Here is a 22359-nt window from a genome sequence, read left to right on the forward strand (position 1 = left end):
TTCCATGCGCTTCCTGTAACGCTTCCGAGACTCTTCCTGTGCTTCGGGTCACGGAACGGGCACCTGGCTTGACGTGTCGTACCCCTCGGGCAGACTTGGCCCGTAATACGGATCATCGCGTCAGTCGCGCGCCGAGGGGGAAGCAAGTCATGAGCCAGGACGGCGCACACGGCGCACAAGGTCGCTACGCGGGCGGTGCCGTCGCGGGCGGCCGGTACCAGCTCCGCGACCTGCTCGGCGAAGGCGGTATGGCCTCCGTATATCTGGCGTACGACTCGGCGCTCGACCGCCAGGTCGCGATCAAGACGCTGCACACGGAGCTGGGGCGCGAGCAGTCCTTCCGCGAACGGTTCCGGCGCGAGGCGCAGGCCGTCGCCAAGCTCCAGCACACCAACATCGTCTCGGTCTTCGACACCGGCGAGGACGAGCTCGGCGGCGCGCTGATGCCGTACATCGTCATGGAGTACGTCGAGGGGCAGCCGCTCGGCTCCGTGCTCCAGGCGGACATCCGCAGCTACGGCGCGATGCCCGCGGACAAGGCGCTCAAGGTCACGGCCGATGTGCTGGCCGCGCTGGAGACCAGCCACGAGATGGGGCTGGTCCACCGGGACATCAAGCCCGGCAACGTGATGATGACCAAGCGCGGCGTCGTGAAGGTCATGGACTTCGGCATCGCCCGCGCCATGCAGTCGGGCGTCACCTCGATGACGCAGACCGGCATGGTCGTCGGCACGCCGCAGTACCTCTCCCCCGAGCAGGCCCTCGGGCGCGGGGTGGACGCCCGGTCCGACCTGTATTCGGTCGGCATCATGCTCTTCCAGCTCCTCACCGGCCGGATCCCGTTCGACGCGGACTCGCCGCTGGCCATCGCGTACGCACATGTGCAGGAGGAGCCCGTCGCCCCCTCCAGCATCAACCGCGCGGTCACCCCGGCCATGGACGCGCTGGTCGCCCGCGCCCTGAGGAAGAACCCGAACGAGCGCTTCCCCAGCGCGGCCGCGATGCGGGACGAGATAGCGCGCGTGCTGAACGCCACCGGCGGCCAGACCGGCGCTCCGGTGATCGTCAGCGGCGGAGCTCCGACGAACAGCGGTTCGGGTGTCGGCTCGGCGGTGTTCCCGCCCGTCGACCAGGCCACCTCGGCCCCGCACAGCGTCCAGACGCCCTACCAGCCGCACCCGCACCCGCAGCATCAGCAGCCCCACCAGCAGCCGGGTCCGTACAACCAGCCCACCCCGGCGCCCTCGCCCGGCTACGGCTACCCGCAGTCGGCCCCGGCGTACCAGACCCAGGGCCCCCTGGCCCACCAGACCCCGCCGCCGTACACGACCTCCCCGCAGAGCACGGGTGTCGGAGGCATGGGCGTCAGCGGTGGCGGTCCGGGCGGAGGCCCGGGCGGTGGCAGAGGCGGCTCGAAGCGGAACATGCCGGTCATCGTCGGAGCGATCGCCGTCGCGCTGCTCGCGATCGGCGGTCTGATCACGGTGCTGTCCCTCCAGGGGAACTCCGACGCCGACAAGGACGACCCGACGTCGAACGAATCGTCGGTCGCGGGCGAGCACAAGCCGCCGGAGCGCAACCGGACGATGAAGACCGAGAAGTGCACGGACGCGATGGAGGACTCGAACGACCCGTCGAAGGTCGCGGCTCCGAACTTCATCTACAAGGACATCAAGTCGGTGAAGGCCTGCGCCCTGGCGGCCGGCTGGACGATCAAGGAGATCAAGGAGCCGGGCAACACATACGCGGAGGACCAGGTCGTCGACCAGTTCCCGTCCTCGGGCACCGCTGTCTCGGAGCGGGGCGCCCACTTCGAGCTGCGCATCTCCACCGGCGACCCCGCCTGACGGCTGTCCCGTTCATCCCTGGTGGCCAGGGATCAGCGGAAGGCCTCGATTGACTGCGCGCATCACCCGGCACATGTCATGTGTGCCGGGTGATGCTGTGTTCGGGCGGCATTACGGGGGATTCCCGGGCGTCCCGTGGGCGTCTTCGCTGTCCGGGATGCCGGATATATCGGCTCGTGTGACGCTGATCTCATGGCTCCAGGACTCCTCCCCGTGCGGTCGTCGACCTACGTGGCCTGTCTGGTGATGGCGGTCGGCGCGGCGCTGGGGACCGTGAGCGGGACGGCGTACGCGAACGTACCCCCGGACGACTCGGCCCTCGCCTCTTCCGCCCGCCCGGAAACGGCCTCTTCGGGCGCCTCTCCCGCGGCTCCGCCGGGCGCCACACCTTCTTTGGTCCGGCCGTCGACGACTCCCTCCGCCCCGCCTTCCTCACGCCCCTCCGGCACGGCGACGCTCCGGCCCGCGGGCGGCGGTCCGCTCGCGCCGACCGGGGCGGCCGACGCCTCCTCCGGTGATGCCGCACAGCCACCTGCGGGACCGGCGGAAGGCGCGTCCTCCGCCTCCTCCGCGTCGTCCGCCTCCTCCGCCGCACCCGCGGGACCGGCGGAAGGCGCATCCTCCGCCTCGTCCGCGTCGTCCGCGCCGTCCGCGTCCTCGGCCCCCTCCGCGCCCCTCTCCGCGCCGGATTCCGCGTCCGCCCCGGATTCCGCTTCGGCTGCGGCCTCGGCTTCCGCTTCGGACCGGCCGCTCGCCGGACGGGAGGCCGGGGCGGGTCGGGCGCGCCCCGGACGGTCGCTCTCGCCGCTGGAACTCGCGCGGGCCGAGGCCGACCTCGAAGCGGACGTACCGGAGCCGGACGCCGCTGACGTGCCGGTATTCACCCCACCGGCCAGCGCGTTCTCCAACCCGCCCGGGGCTGCCGGGCAGCCGCTGCACGCACCGTCCGTGAAGCAGGTCAAGCAGGTCTCGCTGGGGGCCGGGATCGCGCTGGTCGGGATGGGACTGGGCTTCCTCGCATTCCGTATGCGCCGAGCCCACTGAGCGTTCCCGGCCCACCGAAACCGACCGCGATCCGCCTGCGGCACCACGTCGCCGGGCTTGCCACGAGCAACATACTCGGTATACATACTGAGTATGTCGATCCGTCACGGGCTTCTCGCCCTCCTGGAGCGCGGGCCTCGCTACGGCTCCCAGCTCCGCACCGAATTCGAGTCCCGCACCGGTTCCACATGGCCCCTGAACGTCGGCCAGGTCTATACGACGCTCAGCCGTCTGGAGCGCGACGGCATGGTCGCGCAGGACGGCGCCGATGACGCGGGCCACGACCTGTACACGATCACCGACGACGGCCGCGCCGAGCTGCGCAGCTGGTTCGAGACACCCGTGGACCGCAGCAGCCCGCCCCGTGACGAGCTGGCGATCAAGCTCGCGATGGCCGTGGGCGCCCCGGGTGTCGACATCCGGCACGTCATCCAGTCCCAGCGCCACCACACCCTGAAGGCGATGCAGGACTACACCCGGCTGAAGGCCCAGGCCCTCGCCGATGTCCCGGCCAACCGTGACGAGGTCGCCTGGCTGCTCGTGGTGGAGCAGCTGATCTTCCAGGCCGAGGCCGAGGCCCGGTGGCTGGACCACTGCGAGGCCCGGCTCGTCCGCCTCGCCGAGGCCGCCGCCACCGAGCCGACGGCCGGGTCCGGTACGGCCACCACTCGCGGCCCGGCGCGCTTCCCGGCCGGCCGCCCGCGTACCCGCCGCTGACCGGAAGCCCTGCCACCCGTACACCGGGCGCGGACCGGAAGCCCCGCCACCCGTACACGGGGCGCGGACCGGAAGCCGTGCCACCCGCGTACCGGGCCGCGTATCCGCCGCTGCCCGGAAGCTCTGCCACCCGTGCACGGGGCCACGTACCCGGCACCTACCGGAAACCCTTCCGCCCGCCCCGGCCCCGCTCCTGCCCCGCTCCTGCCCATGAACGACCGTACGACCGCCCGACCGCACGACATGCTCCGAGCGTTCCTAGGGGGAACAACCCACCATGTCCTCGCCCGCCTCTTCTCCGTCCACCGGCCTGCCCGTGGGCGAGCCCGTTCTCGAACTGCGGAAACTGACCCGCACACACGGTTCCGGCATCGCCGAGGTGCACGCCCTGCGCGGCGTCAACCTCTCCGTGCGCACGGGCGAACTGGTCGCCGTGATGGGCCCGTCCGGTTCCGGCAAGTCCACCCTGCTGACCCTGGCCGGAGGCCTCGACACCGCCACCGGCGGCCAGGTCGTCATCGAGGGCCAGGACATCGCCGCCCTCGGCCGCAAGGGCATGGCCGCTCTGCGCCGCCGCAGCGTCGGCTACGTCTTCCAGGACTACAACCTGATACCGGCCCTCACCGCCGCCGAGAACATCGCCCTGCCCCGCGAACTCGACGGAATCCCGCTGCGCAAGGCCCGCAGGGAAGCCCTCGCGGCGCTGGCCGAGATGAACCTCGCCGAGATCGCCGACCGCTTCCCGGACGAGATGTCCGGCGGCCAGCAACAGCGCGTCGCCATCGCCCGCGCCCTCGTCGGGGACCGGCGCCTGGTGCTGGCCGACGAGCCGACCGGAGCCCTCGACTCCGAGACCGGCGAGGCGGTCCTGGCCCTGTTGCGCAAGCGCTGCGACGAGGGCGCGGCAGGGGTGATGGTGACCCATGAGCCCCGGTACGCCGCCTGGGCCGACCGGGTCGTGTTCCTCCGGGACGGCTCGATCGTCGACCAGACACTGTCCTCCGGGGCCGACTCCCTGCTCGTCGCCGAGGCCGCCGAGTGAGCCTCTTCTCCGGATGGCGCGCCGCCCTCCGTATCGCCCGGCGCGACGCGATGCGGGCCAAGGGCCGCAGCGCCCTGGTGGTCGCGATGATCGCCCTGCCCGTCCTCGGCGTCACGGCCGCCGATGTCACGTACCGCAGCGCCACCCCGACCAGGGCAGAGGAACTGACGGCCGTCATGGGCGCGGCGGACGCCCAGTACACCGACCCCGGCCTGGGGAGGGTGCCCATCCAGCAGGTGCCCGACCAGAGCGCGTGGCGCAGTGGCGACGAGGCGGCCGGACCGCGGCAGGGCGAGGAGCGGAAGCCGGTGGACGTACCGGCCACGTTCCCGAAGGGCTCACGGTTCCTCACCGAACGGTCCGTACCCGCCTCCGTCACGACCGCCCACGGCATCACGAACACCGAGATCACCGAACTGCGCACCGCGGACCGGATGCTCCGCGGCAGGATCGAACTGGTCGACGGCGCGTTCCCGCACGGCAAGGGTGAGATCGCCGTCACCGAGGCGTTCCTGAAGTCGTCCGGCCTCCACATCGGCTCCCGCCTCACCGTGCGCGGCCCCGACCTGGCGTACACCGTCACCGGTTCCGTAGAACTCCCCGACGCGCTGGGCAAGCAGACCCTGTACGCCGATCCGGGCGCCGTCATCGCCCCCTGGAAAGCCGCGGCCGACCGCGACGACAGGATCCTCCCGCCCAACCCAAACAGGACGGAGTGGCTGGTCCAGGGCCCGAAGGGCGCCGGGGTGACCTGGCCCGACGTGCTCGCCGCCAACGAGAAGGGCGTCCTGGTGCTGTCCCGTCGGCTCGTCCTCGACCCCCCGCCGGACTCCGAGATCCCGTTGGCCTCGCAGATGAGCGGAAGAGACGACGGCGGGCTGGTCATGAGCACGGCCGTCATCACCGTCGTGGCCATGACGGTCCTGGAGATCGTGCTGCTCGCCGGGCCCGCGTTCGCCGTCGGCGCGCGCCGGTCGCGCAGGCAGCTCGGCCTCGTCGGTGCGTGCGGCGGCGACCGGAGTCAGGTACGGGCCGTCGTGCTCGCCGGTGGTGTCGTGCTCGGCGGTGCCGGCACCGTGCTCGGCGTGCTGCTCGGACTCGGCCTGACCCTGGTGTTCCGCCCGCTGATCGAGGGCTACACCGGTAACCGCTTCGGCGGCCTGACCCTGCACCCCGCGGAACTCCTGGCAATCGCCCTGCTCGGCCTGGTGACCGGCGTCCTCGCGGCTCTCGTCCCGGCCGTCATGGCCGGCCGCCAGTCGATCCTGGAATCGCTCACCGGCCGTCGCGGCACCCGCCGGAGCTCACGCGTCCTGCCCGTCCTCGGCTCCCTCACGCTGGCGGGCGGTGTCGCCATCGCCGTCTACGGGGGTGTCAGCGGTGAGACACCCCTGGTCGCCGGTGGCTCGGTCATCGCCGAACTGGGCGTGCTCGCCTGCATCCCGGTGATCATCGGTTTCCTCGGCCGGCTCGGCCGCAGGCTCCCGCTCACGCCGCGCATGGCGCTCCGTGACGCGGCACGCAACCGGGGACGTACCGCGCCCGCCGTCGCCGCCGTGATGGCCGCCGTGGCCGGCACGGTCGCCGTCGCCACGTACGCCTCCAGTGCCATGGCCGAACAGGACTACGACTACTCCCCGGTCCTCACCAAGGGCACCTCCGCGCTCGTCGCCGAGGACCCGTCCGCGGCCAGGAAGCTCCCGGGCGCGCGGGCGGCCGTCGAGCGGAACATGCCCGTCAGCGGTGGCCGCTCCGACGTCGGACGGGTCTGGGCGGGCAGCGACTGCTACGTCTACTACCAGGAGGAGAACGGCTGCGGCACCCTCGAACTGGTCAAGCCCACCGGCAAGGGCCACACCTGCCCCCTGAAGGGCCGGGGCGCCAAGGAGCTCGCCGCACGGCTCTCCGCCGAGGAGCACAAACGGCTGACGAACTCCCCCGCCTGCATGGACGAGTACATGAGCCTGACGTCCTTCGGGACCGACACCAACAAGATCGTCACCGGTGACGCCTCGCTGCTCAGCGCGTACGTGAAGCTCGACGACCCCGCGGCCGCCAAGGCCCTGAAGGCGGGCACTCCCGTCCTGCTGAACCCGGCCTACGCCAAGAACGGTGAGGTCACCCTCAAGGCCGTCCACACGTACAACCCCCGCGACAAGAAGAACCTCGCACTGCACCCCGGCAAGGCCCGGACCACCACGGACCGGCTGAAGGTGTACGTCGCGCCCGCGAAGTACACCGCGACGCCCGGCATCCGCATGATCATGCCGCAGCCGACCGCGGAGCGGCTCGGTCTGCATACGCAGATCCACGCAAGCGTGTACACGACCACCCGCCCTCCGACGGAGGCGGAGAAACAGGCGACCTCGGCGGCGATCGACCAGGCCGGCGGCAGCGCCCACGTCATCACGGAGAACGGTTCGTCCAGCCGGGAGGACGCGATCCTGCTGATCCTCGCCCTGTTCGCGGGCGTGGTGACCCTGGGTGCGGCGGCCATCACCACCGGTCTGGCCAAGGCCGACGCGGAGGCCGACCTCACCACCCTCGCGGCGGTCGGTGCTGCGCCGGGCGTACGGCGCTCGCTCTCGGGGTTCCAGTGCGTGGTGGTCGCGCTCACCGGAGTACTGCTCGGTACGGCGGCGGGCATCGTGCCCGCGGTCGCACTGCGGCTGCTCGACCTGCGCGACGCGATGGGGCAGATGCGCCTGCAGCCGCTGAACTCCGCGTACACACCGATCGTGCTGCCCTGGCTCACGATCGGGCTGCTCGCGGTGGTCGTCCCCGTGCTGGCCGGGCTGCTGGCCGCCGGCCTCACCCGGTCACGGCTGACGCTGTCCCGGCGGGCCGGGTGAGCGGTTCACGGGTTGGCCGCCGACCGGGACCGACCGGTTGAGCTGCTCCGGCCCGTGGACCTGCTTCGCCTTGTAGACCGGCTTCGGCTCGTGGACCGGCTTCGTGCTTCGGCCCGTTGGCCTGCTCAGGCTCGTGACCGGCTCCGGCTCGGCTTTCCGGCTGCTCCGTTGCCCCCGGGGAGGGTGGATCATGCTTTCCCGGGGGCACCAGGGGGGTGTACGGCAGGTGTGCGAGACAATGGGCCCATGGAGATGCCGAGGAATGACCGGTCGCAGGAGCACCCCCAGGTCCTGGTGGTGGGACAGGACGGAATGGCTATCGGCGGCGGTGCCGGTGACGACGAGTCGCGCGAGGTCCCGGTGACGGAAATGGTCGAGCAGCCCGCGAAGGTCATGCGCATCGGCAGCATGATCAAGCAACTCCTGGAGGAGGTCAGGGCGGCTCCTCTCGACGAGGCGAGCCGGGTCAGGCTCAAGGAGATCCACGCCAGCTCCGTGAAGGAGCTGGAGGACGGGCTCGCTCCGGAGCTGGTGGAGGAGCTCGAACGCCTCTCGCTGCCGTTCACCGAGGAGTCGATCCCCTCGGAGGCGGAGCTGAGGATCGCGCAGGCCCAGTTGGTGGGCTGGCTGGAAGGCCTCTTCCACGGCATCCAGACCGCTCTGTTCGCGCAGCAGATGGCGGCCCGCGCCCAGCTGGAACAGATGCGCCGCGCCCTGCCGCCCGGCACGGGCCACGAGGACGAGGACGGCAGCGGGGACCCGCACGGAGCGATCCGCTCCGGCCCGTACCTGTAAACCGCCCACCAGTAGCCGACCAGCACTGGACGGACCGGGCCCGGCAAACACGTCGTGGTGTGCCGGGCCCAGCCGTGTACCGGGGCCGGGCTGTGTACCGGGCCCAGCCGTGTGCCGGGCCAGGCCGTGTGCCGGGCCGGCCGTGTGCGACGGCGACAGGCCCGGATCGCGTCAGGCCTTCGAAGACTCGTTACGAGGTCCCGTACCTCCGCGCATCACGCGGACACGGGCGCGGGAGCGAGCAGGAGCACCTTCCCGATGTGCGCGCTGGACTCCAGAACCCGGTGCGCCTCGGCGGCGTCCTCCATCGGCACCGTGCGGTCCACGATCGGCCGAACAACGCCTGCGTCGATCATCGGCCACACGTGCTCGCGCACGGCCGCGACGATCGCGGCCTTCTCGGCGAGCGGACGGCCCCGCAGGGAGGTGGCGGTGATGGCGGCCCGCTTGTTCAGCAGAGCGCTCAGATTCAGCTCGCCCTTGACCCCGCCCTGGAGACCGATGATCGCGAGCCGTCCGTTCACGGCCAGCGCCTTCACGTTCCGGTCCAGGTACTTCGCACCGACGATGTCCAGGATGACATCGGCGCCCGCCCCGTCGGTCGCCCCGCGCAGCTCCTCGACGAAGTCCTGCTCGCGGTAGTCGATGAGGATGTCCGCGCCCAGCTCGGCGCAGCGCGCCAGCTTCTCCGGTCCGCCCGCCGTCACCGCGACGCGCGCGCCGACCGCCTTGGCGAGCTGAATGGCCATCGTGCCGATGCCGCTGGATCCGCCGTGGATCAACACGGTCTCGCCGGGTCGCAGGTGGGCCACCATGAAGACGTTCGACCAGACCGTCGCGGTCACCTCGGGCAGCGCCGCGGCCATCGCCAGGTCCACACCGTCCGGTACGGGCAGCAGCTGGCCGGCCGGTACGACGACCTTCTCCGCGTACCCGCCGCCCGCCAGCAGTCCGCACACCTCGTCACCGACCGACCATCCCGCGACCCCGGGACCGAGGGCCGCGATCCGGCCCGCGCACTCCAGACCGGGGTAGGGGGAGGCACCGGGCGGCGGGTTGTAGAAACCCTGGCGCTGGAGTACATCGGCGCGGTTGACCGCGCTGGACACGACCTCGACGAGCACCTCGCCCTCGCCGGGTACGGGATCGGGCACTTCGGCCCACACGAGCGCCTCGGGGCCACCTGGTTCGGGGATCGTGATCGCATGCATGGCGGCGAGGCTACTCCGCGCGGCCCACGAGGCCTGTGACGGCAGGCGGAACAGCCTGCCGGCCCCCGTGGTCAGGGACGCTGCGGCGCCTGCGGCGGATTGTTCGCCGGCGGGGTGTGCAGCGGGCTCGCCCGCACGATGGTGATCAGCCGGTCCGTCAGCTGGAGGGGACTGGCAGCCGGATCGTCGTATCCGAGCAGCCGGTGCCCGCGCAGCACGCTGACCACCAGGTCGTCGGTCTCCCTGACGTTCTTGCCCACCTCGGCCTTTATCACCGGCCGCTCGACGAGGTCGAGACCGCTGCCCTGCTGGATCAGGTCCTCCATCACGGTGCCCGCGCTCGGGCTGAGGACAGAGAGGCCGAGCAGCCGGCCCGCCGCGCTGGCGCTGGTGATCACCGCGTCGGCGCCGGACTGCCGCAGCAACGGAGCGTTCTCCTCCTCGCGCACCGCGGCCACGATCTTCGCCCCGCGGTTGAGCTGGCGAGCCGTCAACGCGACCAGGACCGCCGTATCGTCCCGCTGGGTGGCGATGATGACCTGCCGTGCCTTGTGAAGCTCGGCCCGCAGCAGCACATCACTTCTCGTCGCATCGCCGACAACGCCGGTGAAGCCCTCGGCGTTGGCCGCCTCGATCACCTTCGACGCCGGGTCGACGATGACGATCTGGTCCTTCTTCAGGCCGGTGGTGCAGAGAGTCTGGATCGCCGAGCGGCCCTTCGTACCGAAGCCGACGACGACGGTGTGGTCACGCAAGTTGGATCTCCAACGCTTCAACCGGAAGTCCTCCCGGGTCCGTTCGGTGAGGACCTCAAGAGTGGTGCCGACCAGGATGATCAGGAAGAGCACGCGCAGCGGTGTCACCAGCAACACATTGGTCAGCCGGGCGCCGCTCCCGTACGGGGTGATGTCGCCGTAGCCGGTGGTGGAGAGGGTGACGGTCGCGTAGTACACCGCGTCCAGCAGATCGACATTGCCGTCGGCGCTGTCGTTGTAGCCGTCACGGTCGACCCAGACGATGAACACCGTGACGGCCAGCACCATCAACGCCATCATCAGCCGCTTGGCGACCTGCCGGGCCGGTCCGTCGACGACTCTGCGCGGGAGCATCACCCGGGTGGGTACGACATGCTCCTCGGCGCGCCTGGCCATCGCGTCCTGGCCGGGAAGTTTCACGTGAAACACCCTTCCGTCCACGGCGTCGCCGAGGCCCACGGTAGATCGAGGATGTCCACCTCGGTGCCGGACCGTACCCCGCCCGGTGGCACAACGGCCAGCCCGTCCGCCCCGGCGACTCCGCGCAGCATCGCCGGACCGTTGTAGTGCAGGGGTACGACGTAGTCCCGGCCGCCCGCACGGCCGGCGCGATGGACCACGGGGACGAGCCGGGTGTCATGCGGGTGCCCGTGCACCTCGGCATGGACGAGCGCCCGGTACGGTTCCTGCGACACTCTGCCCGCGATCCCTCCGAGCAGCGGTTCGGCGAGCGTGAGCAGGCCCGAGACGGCCGCCAGCGGATTGCCGGGAAGACCGACCAGGTAGGGCCCGTCCGATGGCAGCCGGGCCAGCAGCATCGGATGGCCGGGGCGCACGGCGACCCCGTCGACCAGCAGCTCGGCGCCGATCTCGGCGAGAACCGGGTGGACGTGGTCGACCGGTCCCGCCGCGGTACCGCCGGTGGTGATGATCAGGTCGGCCCGTGACGTGGTCAAGGCCCGGCGCAGGGCGTTCGCATCGTCCCCGAGACGGCGGGGTTCGGACACCTCCGCTCCCGCCGCACGGAGCCAGGGGCCGAGCATGGGGCCCAGCGCGTCACGGATCAGCCCGTCGTGCGGGAGGCCCGAGGTGAGCAGTTCGTCGCCGAGAACGAGGACGTCGACGATCGGTCTGGCCACGGCGGCCAGTGCGTCGTACCCGGCCGCGGCGGCGAGGCCGAGCACGGCCGGGGTCACCAGCGTTCCTGCGGGCAGCAGTTGGTCCCCGGACCGGCACTCCTGCCCCCGGGGCCTGATGTCCTGCCCCGGAACGACGTCCCGCCGGGCGTGCAGCAGCCCTTTCGCCTCGTCGGCGTGGGCGTGCTCGCTGCGGATGACGGCCGTGGCGTCGGCCGGGATACGCGCACCGGTGGCGATCCGCACCGCCCGGCCGTCGGGCAGCGGCGCGGGGGCACCGCGTCCGGCGAGCAGCCCCTCGTCCTTCCGGAAGCCCCATGGCCCCGGCCCCGCGACGGCCCAGCCGTCCATGGCCGACGTGTCGAAGGACGGCAGGTCGGTGAGTGCGCCGAGTGCCTCGGCGAGTACGTACCCCAGGGCCCGGTCGAGAGGAACCCGGAGCGCGGCCACGGGTGAGGTCGCCCCGGCACGAGCGGCAATGCTCCGGGCCTGGTCCCAGGGGGTGTCTCCGGCCCTGTGCGCACGCGGGCGGCGGGCGGAATCAGCCCGGTCTCCGGCAGGGACACCGGCGGAGACACCGGAGGCCGACGCCGAGGAGGGGGAGGGGGAGGGATACGGCGAGGGGGAGAGGTACGGGGAAGTGGCCGGGGCCGGAGAGTCCGGGGAGTCCGGGGAGTCCGGGGGCTGCGAGGGGCGCCGGCCCGAGGACCGCGCGGAGGACCGGACGGAAGACCGGGCGGCGGCATGACCCGGTGACTCGGTGGAGGACCGGCCCGGAGACTGCGAGGCGGCATGACCCGCTGATTCGGTGGAGGACCGGACCGGAGACTGCGAGGCGGAGGACCGGCCCTGATGCCTGCCGGGCGGCTGGGCCGGGTTCGACGGGCGGGGCGCTTCGTGGGCCTGGTGGGCGACCAGCGCCAGGGCCTGTTCCACGGCTCGCTCCTCCTCGTCCGGCTCCGGGGAGACGTCGCGGGAGTTGCCACCGGCCCCGGGGCCGCGGGCGGTCATGGTGTTCCGGCCCCGTCGGATCCGCCCGCCTCGTCCTCCCACCGCAGGGCGAGCGCGGTTGCCCTGCGCGCGGCCTCCGCGACTGCCTCGGCGGCGCCTTCGGGACCGGCGCCGTCGGCCGCCTTCGCCGCCGCGTACCCGACGAGAAACGTCGTGAGCGGCGCGGCGGGCCGGGCGACACCGTGCGCGGCATCACGGGCGAGGTCGAGCAGGACGCCGGTGTCGACGTCGAGGTCGATGCCCAGTTCGGTCTTGACTGCGGTGATCCATTCGTCCAGCACGGTCCCATGCTCCCTGATGCGGGCCCTGGCTTCGGCGATGTCCTCCCAAGTGTCGCAGTCGAAGGAGGCGAGGGGACCGGCCGCGACCTGGGCCAGCTCCAGCTCGGCCGTCAGCAGCCGCAGCGGGAGCCCGGCGAGACTGCCGTGCTCGGTGGCGATGAGTGCCAGTTCCCGGCGCAGCGGCTCGCCCCGGTAGGCGGCGACCAGCGGCTGGTCGCGCCCGTCCGGGTCCGTGCACAGGGCACCTTCCCTGCCGTCCTCCCCGGCGGCGGCCAGCAGGGCTTCGACGGTGCCCACCCCCAGGAACGGCAGATCGGCGGAGAGTACGAGAACCCTCTCCGCCGACGTGTGACGTACTCCGGCCCCGAGCGCCGCCAGGGGGCCACCGCCCGCCGGGACTTCGCGCGCCCAGGTCACGGGCCGTCCCGTGGGCCTGCGGCTGCCCACCACGACGGTGGTGCGGGCCCCGGCGCAGGCCGCGAGAACCCGGTCGAGCAACGCCCGGCCACCGACCCGGACCCCTGGCTTGTCGGCTCCGCCGAGCCGCTTGGCGGCTCCTCCGGCAAGGACGATCACGTCATAGGCGGTCATGCGTCGAGTATGCGTGCCGGCCACCGCCCCCGGTTCCTCCGGGGGCGGTGGCCGGCCGGAGGACCGCTACAGCGTGCGCAGCAGCACCGCCGGTTGCTCCACGCAGTCGGCCACGTACCGCAGGAATCCGCCCGCCGTGCCGCCGTCGCAGACCCGGTGGTCGAAGGTGAGCGAGAGCTGGACGACCTGGCGTACGGCCAGTTCGCCGTCGTGCACCCAGGGCTTGGCCATGATCCGGCCGACGCCGAGCATGGCTGCCTCCGGATGGTTGATGATCGGCGTCGACCCGTCGACCCCGAACACCCCGTAGTTGTTCAGCGTGAAGGTGCCGCCGGTCAGCTGGGCCGGGGTGAGCGCCCCCGTCCTGGCCGCCTCGGTCAGCCGGGCGATCTCGCTGCCGAGCGACTCCACGTTCCGCGTGTGCGCGTCCCGTACGACGGGGACGACCAGACCGCGCGGGGTCTGGGCCGCGAACCCGAGGTGGACACCGGGCAGCCGCACGATCTCCCTCGCGGCCAGGTCCACCGTGGAGTTGAGCTCGGGGAACCGGGCCAGCGCCGCCGTGCAGATCCGGGCCAGCAGGGCGAGAACCGACACCTTGGGCCCGGCGGACGGTCCGCCCGCGGCGTTCATCGCGGCCCTGGCGGCCATCAGCTCGGTGGCATCCGCGTCCACCCAGCACGTGGCATCGGGGATCTCGCTCCGGCTGCGCGACAGCTTGTCCGCGACCGCGCCCCGGACCCCGCGCAGCGGAATCCGCTCAGCCGCCGGGCCCGCCCCGGCCCGAGCCTCGGGTGCCGCCACCGACGCGGCCCCGGCCGTGGCCGCACCCGCCACGGTGGCCGCATCCGCCACCGACCTGATCGCGGATTCCACATCGGCACGCAGGATCAGCCCGTCCGGCCCCGACCCCGTCAACTGCCGCAGATCGAGATCGTGCTGCCGTGCCAGCTTCCGCACGATCGGCGAAACCACCGCCACCGGGCCCGCAGAAGAAGAGGCAGGAGAGACAGGAGAAGCAGGAGAGGAAGAAGAGGCAGGGGAGACAGTTGCGGGAACAGCGGCGGAAACGGCGGCCGGAACAGCGACCGGCGCGGCAACGGGCGCGGGCTCGCACGCCGCGACCGGCATCCGCTCGGGCCGGATCCGCCGACGCCGTGCCGCGGGAGCACCCGTCCCGTATCCCACGAGCACGTTGCCCGAGGACTCCGGGTCCGACTTCGGGTCCGCGTCCGGGTCCGCCGGCCGGGACGGCCCCGCCGAACCGACAGCGACGGTCAACAGCGGTGAGCCGACGGGAAGTTCCGTACCCTCCTCACCGAACCGGGCCGTCACCACGCCCCCGTAGGGACACGGCACCTCCACCATCGCCTTGGCCGTCTCGACCTCGACGACCGGCTGGTCGATGGCGACGACATCGCCGACCTCCACCAGCCAGCGCACGATCTCCGCCTCGGTCAGGCCCTCGCCGAGGTCCGGCAGCTTGAATTCGAGCACCTGCGGCATCAGCCCTCCGCCTCCCACTGCAACCGGGCCACCGCGTCGAGCACGCGGTCCACGCCCGGCAGATGGTGCCGTTCCACCATGGGTGGCGGATACGGAATGTCGAACCCGGCCACCCTCAGCACCGGAGCCTCCAGATGGTGGAAGCACCGCTCGGTGATCCGGGCCGCGATCTCCCCGCCGGGGCCGCCGAAACCGGTGGACTCATGGACGACCACCGCACGCCCGGTCCGCCGCACCGAGGCGGCCACCGTCGCGTCGTCGAACGGCACCAGCGAGCGGAGATCGACGACTTCGAGGTCCCAGCCCTCGGCAACGGCCGCCTCCGCCGCTTCCATGCAGACCGGGAGCGAGGGCCCGTAGGTGATCAGGGTGGCGCTCCGCCCCGGACGGCGGACCACGGCCCTGCCGATCGGCTCGACCTCCGCGGGAGCATCGGGCGACCAGTCCGCCTTGGACCAGTAGAGCCGCTTGGGCTCCAGAAAGACCACCGGATCGTCGGAGGCGATCGAGGCGCGCAGCAGCCCGTACGCGTCGTCGACCGTGGCCGGTGTGACGACATGGAGGCCGGGCGTGGCCATGTAGTACGCCTCCGAGGAGTCGCTGTGGTGCTCGACCCCGCCGATCCCCCCGCCGTACGGGATACGCACCGTGATGGGCAGCGGCATGGCGCCCCGGGTGCGGTTCCGCATCTTGGCGACATGGCTGAACAGCTGCTCCAGCGCCGGGTAGGCGAACGCGTCGAACTGCATCTCCACCACGGGCCGCAGCCCGTACATCGCCATACCGACGGCCGCCCCGAGGATGCCCGCCTCGGCCAGCGGAGTGTCCGTACAGCGGTCGTCGCCGAACTCCCTGGCCAGGCCGTCGGTGACACGGAAGACCCCGCCGAGCGTGCCCACGTCCTCGCCGAGGACGTGCACGGCCGGGTCCTCGGCCATCGAGTCGCGCAGTGCCCGTCCGAGGGCCTGCGCCATGGTGGCCGGCTTGGCCTTCGCCGTCCGCGCACCGGTCGTCGCCGCAGCGGTGGTCATCGTCCGTCCTCCGCACCGTGTTCGCCGTGCCGTTCCTGTTCGGCCTCCAGCTCGGCCCGCAGGCCGGCCGCCTGCTCCCGCAGCTGACCGGTCCGTTCCGCGTAGACATGGGTGAACAGGTCCATCGGGTCGAGCTCCGGGTCGGCGTTCATCCGGTCGCGCAGCGCGGCCGCCATCCGCTCCGCCGCCTCCCGCGCTTCCTCGATGCCGCCCTCGTCGAGCAGCCCGCGCCCGGTCAGCTCCCGCTCCAGAAGCGTGACGGGGTCGTGCGCCCGCCACACCTCGACATCGCTGTCGTTGCGGTACCGGGTCGCGTCATCGGCGTTCGTATGGGCGTCCATGCGGTAGGTGACGGCCTCGACCAGCGTGGGCCCTTCGCCGCGCCTGGCCCGTGCGACCGCTTCGCCGAGCACCTCGTGCATCGCGGCCGCGTCGTTGCCGTCGACCAGCCGGCCCGGCATCCCGTACCCGACCGCCTTGTGGGCGAAGGAGGGGGCGGCGGTCTGCTTGGCCAGGGGGACGGAGATGGCGAAGCCGTTGTTCTGTACGAGGAAGACGACCGGGGCCCGCCAGACCGCCGCGAAGTTCAGCGCCTCGTGGAAGTCGCCCTCGCTGGTGCCGCCGTCGCCCACCATGGCAAGGGCGACGACATCGTCACCCTTGAGCCGTGCCGCGTGCGCCAGGCCCACGGCATGCGGCAACTGGGTGGCGAGCGGGGTGCACAGCGGGGCGATGCGGTGCTCACGCGGGTCGTAGCCGGTATGCCGGTCGCCGCGCAGCAGGGTCAGCGCCTCGACCGGGTCGAGACCGCGCGCCACGGCCGCGAGGGTGTCGCGGTAGCTCGGAAAGAGCCAGTCGCGCTCCTCCAGCACGAGCGCGGCGGCGATCTCGCACGCCTCCTGCCCCGTGCTCGACGGATAGACGGCGAGCCGGCCCTGCTTGGTCAGGGCCGTGGCCTGCACGTTGTACCGGCGGCCACGGACCAGCTCGGCGTAGAGCCGCAGCATCAGCTCGGGGTCCGCGTCGGCCGCCGCGTCCGTACCGAGCACCCGGTAGGGCTCGGGATCCGGGAGCAGCGGCGCGGGGTCGGTGAGCGGCTTCCAGGCCGGGGGCGGCGTGGGCCGGTAGGCGGCCGCACCGGGCAGCTCCTGGACCGTCATGAGAAGCACCTCCTGGGCATCGGGGGAGATCGAGGGGTGTCGAAATATGTCGAGATGTCGAGGGGCGGGCGAGGCGCGGGTGTGGCGTGCCTCACCTACCGATTGTTCGGTCGTGAGGGCATTTTGGCTACAGGCGCCGCCAGGCTGTGGACAAACGGTTCCCCACGGCCTGGGATGGGAACAGGTCGTCCACGACAGGGAGGCACGGGCAGATGGCAGCTGAACAAATGGCCGACAGAAGCGACGATCCCGGCCAGGTTCCGCCCGCGCGACCGCTGGACGCCATCGACCGGGACATCCTCCGCATCCTGCAGACGGACGGCCGCGCCTCGATACGGTCGGTGGCCGAGCGTGTGCATGTCTCGCGCGCCAACGCGTACGCCCGGATCAACCGGCTGGTCGAGGACGGCGTCATCCGGGGCTTCGGCGCACGCATCGACCACGAGCGGGCGGGGCAGGGGGCCTCCGCGTACATCACGCTCAAGATCGTCCAGAATTCCTGGCGCACGGTGCGCGAGCAGCTTCAGGCACTGCCGGGAGCCACCCACATCGCCCTGGTCAGCGGCGACTTCGACGTACTGCTGCTGGTGCACACCCCGGACAACCGCGCACTGCGCGAACTGGTCCTCACCCGGATCCAGTCCATCCCCGAGGTCCTCTCCACCCGGACCCTGCTGGTGTTCGAGGAGACGGACCTCGGCCCGCGCCCGGAGCGGCCCCCGGAACTGTCCTGACCGGCTCGGCGGCAGGCTCTCAGCGGCCGGCCGACCGCATCCCCTCGAAGGCCAGCTGAACGACCGTGTCCGCGAGCTGGTCCTCGCCCGGGAAGCCGCCCGGCTGGGGCCGGTACCACTCGACCAGCGAGTTCACCATGCCGAAGAGCAGCCGGGTCGCCAGCCGTATGTCCACGTCGGCACGGAGATCACCGTCGGCCACCGCCGCCTTGAGCAGCTCGGACACCCGCTGGTCGAACTCGCGCCGCCGCTCCAGGGCCCAGCGCTCCGTCTTGGTGTTGCCCCGCACGCGCAGCAGCAGCGTGACGTAGGGGAGCTCCGCCATCAGCACCCCGACCGTGCGGCGCGTGACGTATTCGACCCGCTCGATCGCGCGCCCGCGCGCGGCCCCCGGCTCGTCGAGGATCTGGAAGAGCCCGTCGAGTGCACGGCTCACGGCTCGCCGCAGCAGCTCCTCCTTGCCCGCCACATGGTGGTAGATGGACGACTTGGAGATGCCCGCCGCCTTGGAAAGGTGCTCCATGGACGTACCGTCGTAGCCGCGCTCGTTGAAGACACGAACGGCGACGGTGAGCAGAGTCTCCGGGGTGTACGTGTCCCGCTTGGCCGTGGTCATGATCGCGATCCTCCCCCATGAGTTGTCCACAGGTTTCTTGGGGCCCCTTGTACCGACCGATCGTTCGGTTACTCTAACTCCGTCCGTACCTCCCTGCCCGGCTCGATGAGGAGTTGGTCCGTCATGGCCGCCGAGCTCACCCCCCAGCAGCTGTCCGAGACCCACCGGCCCACGCTCGACCGGGCCCTCGACGCGATCCGCACCCGCGACTACTGGTCCCCGCACCCCGAGCACCCCAAGGCGTACGGCGAGGGCGGCGCCCCGGGGAGCCTGGGAGCGGCGGAGGGCAAGGCGGCGTTCGACGCGGTGCTGCACACCCGGCTCGATCTCGGCCAGCCGGGCACGGACGGCTGGACGGGCGGTGAGACCTCGCCGTACGGGCCGGAGCTCGGCGTCGAGTATCCGCACGCCGACCCGGACGTCCTGCTCCCGGCCATGAAGGCCGGCATGGGCGCCTGGCGGACGGCGGGGCCGGAGACCAGGGCCCTGGTGTGTCTGGAGATCCTGTCCCGCATCAGCGCCCGCACCCATGAGCTGGCCCACGCCGTGATGCACACGAGCGGGCAGGCGTTCATGATGGCGTTCCAGGCGGGCGGCCCGCACGCCCAGGACCGTGGCCTGGAGGCGGTGGCGTACGCCTACCAGGAACAGACCCGCACCCCGCTGACGGCCGACTGGTCCAAGCCGCAGGGCAAGCGCGACCCGCTCCGGCTGCACAAGTCGTTCACCGCGGCGGGACGCGGCATCTCGCTGCTGATCGGCTGCAACACCTTCCCCACCTGGAACGGCTACCCCGGCCTCTTCGCCTCCCTCGCCACCGGCAACCCGGTGCTGGTCAAGCCGCATCCGCGCGCGGTTCTCCCGCTCGCGCTCACGGTGCGGCTGGCCCGCGAGGTGCTGGCCGAGGCGGGCTTCGACCCGAATCTGGTCGCGCTCGCCACCGAGCGGCCGGGCGAGGGCATCGCCAAGACCCTGGCGGTCCGCCCCGAGATCAAGATCATCGACTACACGGGTTCCACAGCCTTCGGCGACTGGCTGGAGGCCAACGCCCGGCAGGCCCAGGTCTACACGGAGAAGGCCGGGGTCAACACGATCGTCGTCGACTCCACCGACGACTACCGCGGCATGCTCGCCAACCTGGCGTTCTCGCTCTCCCTGTACAGCGGCCAGATGTGCACCACCCCGCAGAATCTGCTGATCCCCCGGGACGGCATCTCCACGGACGCCGGGGCCAAGTCGTACGACGACGTCGTCGCCGATGTCGCCGCGTCCGTCACCGGCCTTCTCGGGGACGACGCACGGGCCGCCGCGCTGCTCGGCGCCCTGGTCAACCCGGATGTGAAGGCACGCGTCGAGGCGGCGTCGGACCTGGGCGAGGTCGCCCTGCCCTCCCGGACGGTCGCCAACCCCGAATTCCCGGACGCGGCGGTCCGTACGCCGGTCATCGTCAAGCTCGACGGCAGCAAGCCGGACGACGACGCTGCCTATCTGTCGGAGTGCTTCGGCCCGGTGTCCTTCGCCGTGGCGGTCGCCTCGACCGCGGACGGCGTGGACCTGCTCCGCCGCACCGTCCGCGACAAGGGCGCCATGACGGTCGGCGCCTACACCACGTCCCCGGAGGTGGAGCGTGCGGTGGAGGACGCCTGCTTCGAGGAGTCTGCCCAGCTCTCGCTGAATCTGACCGGCGGGGTGTACGTCAACCAGACCGCGGCCTTCTCCGACTTCCACGGCTCGGGCGGCAACCCGGCGGCGAACGCCGCCCTGTGCGACGGGGCCTTCGTGTCCAACCGCTTCCGCGTGGTGGAGGTCCGCCGCCAGGCGTGATCACCGGTCCGAAGCCCCGCGCCCGTTCCGGGGCTTCGGACCGCTCAGCCCCTCGGACCGCACAGCACCTCGGCCCCTCGGACCCCGGGCCCTTCGGTCACTCGGCCCCGCAGCCGCGCAGTTGCTCAGCCGCGGGGGTCCGGAACGTCCGCGTACCGCTGCACCCACGCGTGCATCGCGATGGCCGCCGCGGCACCGGCGTTGATCGACCGGGTGGAGCCGAACTGCGCGATGGAGCACACCATCGTCGCGTGGTTCCGCGCCTCCTCCGTGAGCCCCGGCCCCTCCTGCCCGAACAGCAGCACACAGCGCCGCGGCAGCTCGGTCCGCTCCAGCGGCACGGCCCCGGGGAGGTTGTCGATCCCGATGATCGGCAGCCCCTCGGCAGCCGCCCACGCGGTCAGGTCCGCCGTGTCGGGGTGATGCCGGACATGCTGGTAGCGGTCGGTGACCATGGCTCCGCGCCGGTTCCAGCGGCGCCGCCCCACAATGTGGATCTCCTTGGCGAGGAAGGCGTTCGCGGTCCGCACCACCGAGCCGATGTTGAAGTCGTGGCCCCAGTTCTCCACCGCCACATGGAAGTCGTGCCGCCGCAGATCGAGATCGGCGACGATCGCCTCCCTCGTCCAGTACCGGTACTCGTCACCGACATTGCGCCGGTCACCGTGGGCGAGCAGCTCGGGGTCGTACCGCTCGTCCTCGGGCCAGGGCAGCGGATGCGGCCCGACGCCGATCCCGCTCCCGTACCCGTCGTCGTACTGGACGGGTTCCGGTTCCGCTTCCGCTTCCGGTTTCATCGACGGTTCGGGGGCCGCCCCGGACGGCCCGGGGGCCGCCGCTGCCGGGGGCTCTTCTGTACTGCCGGTCTCACTGCTCACCCGACGAGCGTATGGCCCCCACCGGCACCGCGCTGCGGGGCCTCCTCCGTACTGCCGCCGTCGACGCCCGGCCGACCGGGCACCCGGCCGGAATCAGCAGGAGCACCCGACCCGCCCGCCACACGCGGCAGACGGGAGAACAGCCGCTCCCGTCCGAGCGCCACCCGCCCGCCCAGCCACACCAGGAAGACGGTCGGCAGGAAGACGGCGTCCGCGGCGATCATCGCCATCGAGAAGAACGGCAGCCCGAGCAGCAGGGCGATTCCGGCGTGCTCACAGATCATCGCGACCAGCAGAACGTTCTTGACCCGCCGGTTGAACAGGGTGAAGGGGAAGGCGACCTGCACGATGACCGTGCCGTACGTCAGCGCCATCACCATCACACCGTTGGAGGCGAGGATGTCCGACAGACCGGGCCAGGGCGTGAAGTAGTCGAGCTGGAGCGGGTAGTGCAGCGCGGTGCCGTCCTGCCAGCGCGAGCCCTGGATCTTGTACCAGCCGGCGGTCGCGTAGATCAGACAGACCTCGGCCATGATCACGGCGAGGGTGGCGTTGTGGGCGAGATTGGCCAGGACATCGAGCAGAGTCCGCTGTTCACCCTGCGGCGCGTAGCGGTTGGCGGCCCACCACGCGGCACTCCCCGCCCAGATCACCCACAGCAGGACGGGCAGCCACCAGGTTCCTCCGAGGCCGTCCATCAGCGTGGCGATCAGCAGGACCGGACCGAGCACCGCCCACAGAACGGGCCCCACCACGTCGCGCACGGGCCCGAGGCCGTTCGCGGCACGGTCCGCGTTCCGTACGGCGTTCCGCTTCGCGCGCCGGGCATCCAGCGACCAGACCTGGGCGCAGCGCGTCAGGACCAGATAGATCGCCATGAGGTGGATGACGTTGTCCCCGCCGTCACCCATGAAGATGCTGCGGTTCTGCACCGACAGCACACCGGCCATGAAGAGGACGGACGTCGTCCGGGTACGCCAGCCGAGCAGCAGGGCTGCGGCGGACAGCAGCGTGAGGACGTACACGGCCTCGAACCAGAGCGCGCTGTCCGACCACATGAGTACGGAGAAGGCTTCGTTGTTCGCTATGAGCTGCCGGGCCATGTCCCAGTGCCACGGGCCGTCGGGACCGTAGAGCTCATGGCGGTTCGGCAGTTCGCGCAGCAGGAACAGCAGGTACGTGGCCGAGAAACCGATCCGGATCACGGCGCTCTGGTACGGGCCCAGGGCCGACGCGGTGACGCGCTGGATACCGCGGGCGAGACCGTTTCCGGCTTTCCGGCGAAGCCCGGAAGCGGAGGCCGGGGCGCGGCCCGCAGGTATCGGTCC

18 protein-coding genes are annotated in these 22359 nt (G+C 71.8%); 8 read left to right on the plus strand and 10 right to left on the minus strand.

Annotated elements, in window-relative coordinates; translation table 11 throughout:
• The first annotated feature begins 149 nt into the window (after window positions 1-149).
• The 6 genes from ACIGJO_RS10320 (at window position 150) to ACIGJO_RS10345 (ending at window position 8297) form a co-directional block, all read left to right on the plus strand.
• On the plus strand, window positions 150-1847 hold the full coding sequence (locus tag ACIGJO_RS10320) for a protein kinase (RefSeq protein ID WP_399954972.1): 1698 nt from the start codon (window positions 150-152) through the stop codon (window positions 1845-1847).
• A gap of 192 nt (window positions 1848-2039) precedes the next feature.
• Window positions 2040-2891, plus strand: a complete 852-nt coding sequence (locus ACIGJO_RS10325; RefSeq protein ID WP_399954975.1) for a hypothetical protein — start codon at window positions 2040-2042, stop codon at window positions 2889-2891.
• 93 nt (window positions 2892-2984) lie between these two features.
• On the plus strand, window positions 2985-3608 hold the full coding sequence (locus tag ACIGJO_RS10330; RefSeq protein WP_399954978.1) for a PadR family transcriptional regulator: 624 nt from the start codon (window positions 2985-2987) through the stop codon (window positions 3606-3608).
• A gap of 277 nt (window positions 3609-3885) precedes the next feature.
• Window positions 3886-4650, plus strand: a complete 765-nt coding sequence (locus ACIGJO_RS10335; RefSeq protein WP_399954981.1) for an ABC transporter ATP-binding protein — start codon at window positions 3886-3888, stop codon at window positions 4648-4650.
• Window positions 4647-7502 (plus strand): FtsX-like permease family protein, encoded by a 2856-nt coding sequence (locus ACIGJO_RS10340; protein WP_399954983.1) that lies wholly within the window; start codon window positions 4647-4649, stop codon window positions 7500-7502. The genes ACIGJO_RS10335 and ACIGJO_RS10340 overlap by 4 nt, the downstream gene beginning before the upstream one ends.
• Window positions 7503-7748: 246 nt before the next feature.
• Window positions 7749-8297, plus strand: a complete 549-nt coding sequence (locus ACIGJO_RS10345) for a bacterial proteasome activator family protein (protein WP_266922240.1) — start codon at window positions 7749-7751, stop codon at window positions 8295-8297.
• Window positions 8298-8512: 215 nt separating this feature from the next.
• Here ACIGJO_RS10345 and ACIGJO_RS10350 read toward each other — a convergent pair whose 3' ends face one another.
• From ACIGJO_RS10350 to pdhA, 7 genes are all read right to left on the minus strand, one after another.
• Window positions 8513-9508: an NAD(P)H-quinone oxidoreductase gene (locus tag ACIGJO_RS10350; protein ID WP_399954986.1), complete on the minus strand. Its 996-nt coding sequence runs from the start codon at window positions 9506-9508 to the stop codon at window positions 8513-8515.
• A 71-nt stretch (window positions 9509-9579) separates the two neighbouring features.
• Window positions 9580-10722 carry a potassium channel family protein gene (locus tag ACIGJO_RS10355; protein ID WP_399954989.1) on the minus strand — a complete coding sequence of 381 codons (1143 nt, stop codon included), beginning with the start codon at window positions 10720-10722 and terminating at the stop codon, window positions 9580-9582.
• Window positions 10680-12335 carry a molybdopterin molybdotransferase MoeA gene (locus ACIGJO_RS10360; RefSeq protein ID WP_399955673.1) on the minus strand — a complete coding sequence of 552 codons (1656 nt, stop codon included), beginning with the start codon at window positions 12333-12335 and terminating at the stop codon, window positions 10680-10682. The genes ACIGJO_RS10355 and ACIGJO_RS10360 overlap by 43 nt, the downstream gene beginning before the upstream one ends.
• Before the next feature lie 71 nt (window positions 12336-12406).
• Window positions 12407-13282: a DUF6457 domain-containing protein gene (locus ACIGJO_RS10365; protein ID WP_399954992.1), complete on the minus strand. Its 876-nt coding sequence runs from the start codon at window positions 13280-13282 to the stop codon at window positions 12407-12409.
• 66 nt (window positions 13283-13348) lie between these two features.
• Window positions 13349-14788 carry a dihydrolipoamide acetyltransferase family protein gene (locus tag ACIGJO_RS10370; protein WP_399954994.1) on the minus strand — a complete coding sequence of 480 codons (1440 nt, stop codon included), beginning with the start codon at window positions 14786-14788 and terminating at the stop codon, window positions 13349-13351.
• Entirely contained in the window at window positions 14788-15819 is a 1032-nt protein-coding gene (locus ACIGJO_RS10375) for an alpha-ketoacid dehydrogenase subunit beta (protein WP_399954997.1), read from the minus strand. Before ACIGJO_RS10375 ends, ACIGJO_RS10370 begins: the two co-directional genes overlap by 1 nt.
• Window positions 15816-16979, minus strand: a complete 1164-nt coding sequence (gene pdhA, locus ACIGJO_RS10380; RefSeq protein ID WP_399955000.1) for a pyruvate dehydrogenase (acetyl-transferring) E1 component subunit alpha — start codon at window positions 16977-16979, stop codon at window positions 15816-15818. The genes ACIGJO_RS10375 and pdhA overlap by 4 nt, the downstream gene beginning before the upstream one ends.
• Before the next feature lie 212 nt (window positions 16980-17191).
• Here pdhA and ACIGJO_RS10385 point away from each other — a divergent pair, with 212 nt between their 5' ends.
• Entirely contained in the window at window positions 17192-17713 is a 522-nt protein-coding gene (locus tag ACIGJO_RS10385; RefSeq protein WP_329944660.1) for an Lrp/AsnC family transcriptional regulator, read from the plus strand.
• Window positions 17714-17732: 19 nt separating this feature from the next.
• On the opposite strand, the gene ACIGJO_RS10390 is transcribed toward ACIGJO_RS10385, so the two are convergent.
• Complete coding sequence (locus ACIGJO_RS10390; protein WP_266922231.1) at window positions 17733-18329, minus strand: TetR/AcrR family transcriptional regulator; 597 nt, start codon at window positions 18327-18329, stop codon at window positions 17733-17735.
• Between the two features lie 123 nt (window positions 18330-18452).
• On the opposite strand from ACIGJO_RS10390, the gene paaN reads away from it, so the two are divergent.
• The gene (paaN, locus tag ACIGJO_RS10395; RefSeq protein ID WP_399955005.1) at window positions 18453-20153 is read left to right on the plus strand and encodes a phenylacetic acid degradation protein PaaN; all 1701 of its coding nucleotides are present in this window, start codon (window positions 18453-18455) and stop codon (window positions 20151-20153) included.
• 125 nt (window positions 20154-20278) lie between these two features.
• Here paaN and ACIGJO_RS10400 read toward each other — a convergent pair whose 3' ends face one another.
• Complete coding sequence (locus tag ACIGJO_RS10400; RefSeq protein WP_399955008.1) at window positions 20279-21031, minus strand: TrmH family RNA methyltransferase; 753 nt, start codon at window positions 21029-21031, stop codon at window positions 20279-20281.
• A complete protein-coding gene (locus ACIGJO_RS10405; protein WP_399955676.1) occupies window positions 21028-22353 on the minus strand; it encodes an HTTM domain-containing protein in 1326 nt (441 codons plus the stop codon). Before ACIGJO_RS10405 ends, ACIGJO_RS10400 begins: the two co-directional genes overlap by 4 nt.
• Between the last annotated feature and the right edge of the window lie 6 nt (window positions 22354-22359).

Origin of the sequence: Streptomyces sp. NPDC079020, assembly GCF_044542225.1 — a bacterium.
Taxonomy (GTDB): Bacteria; Actinomycetota; Actinomycetes; order Streptomycetales; family Streptomycetaceae; genus Streptomyces.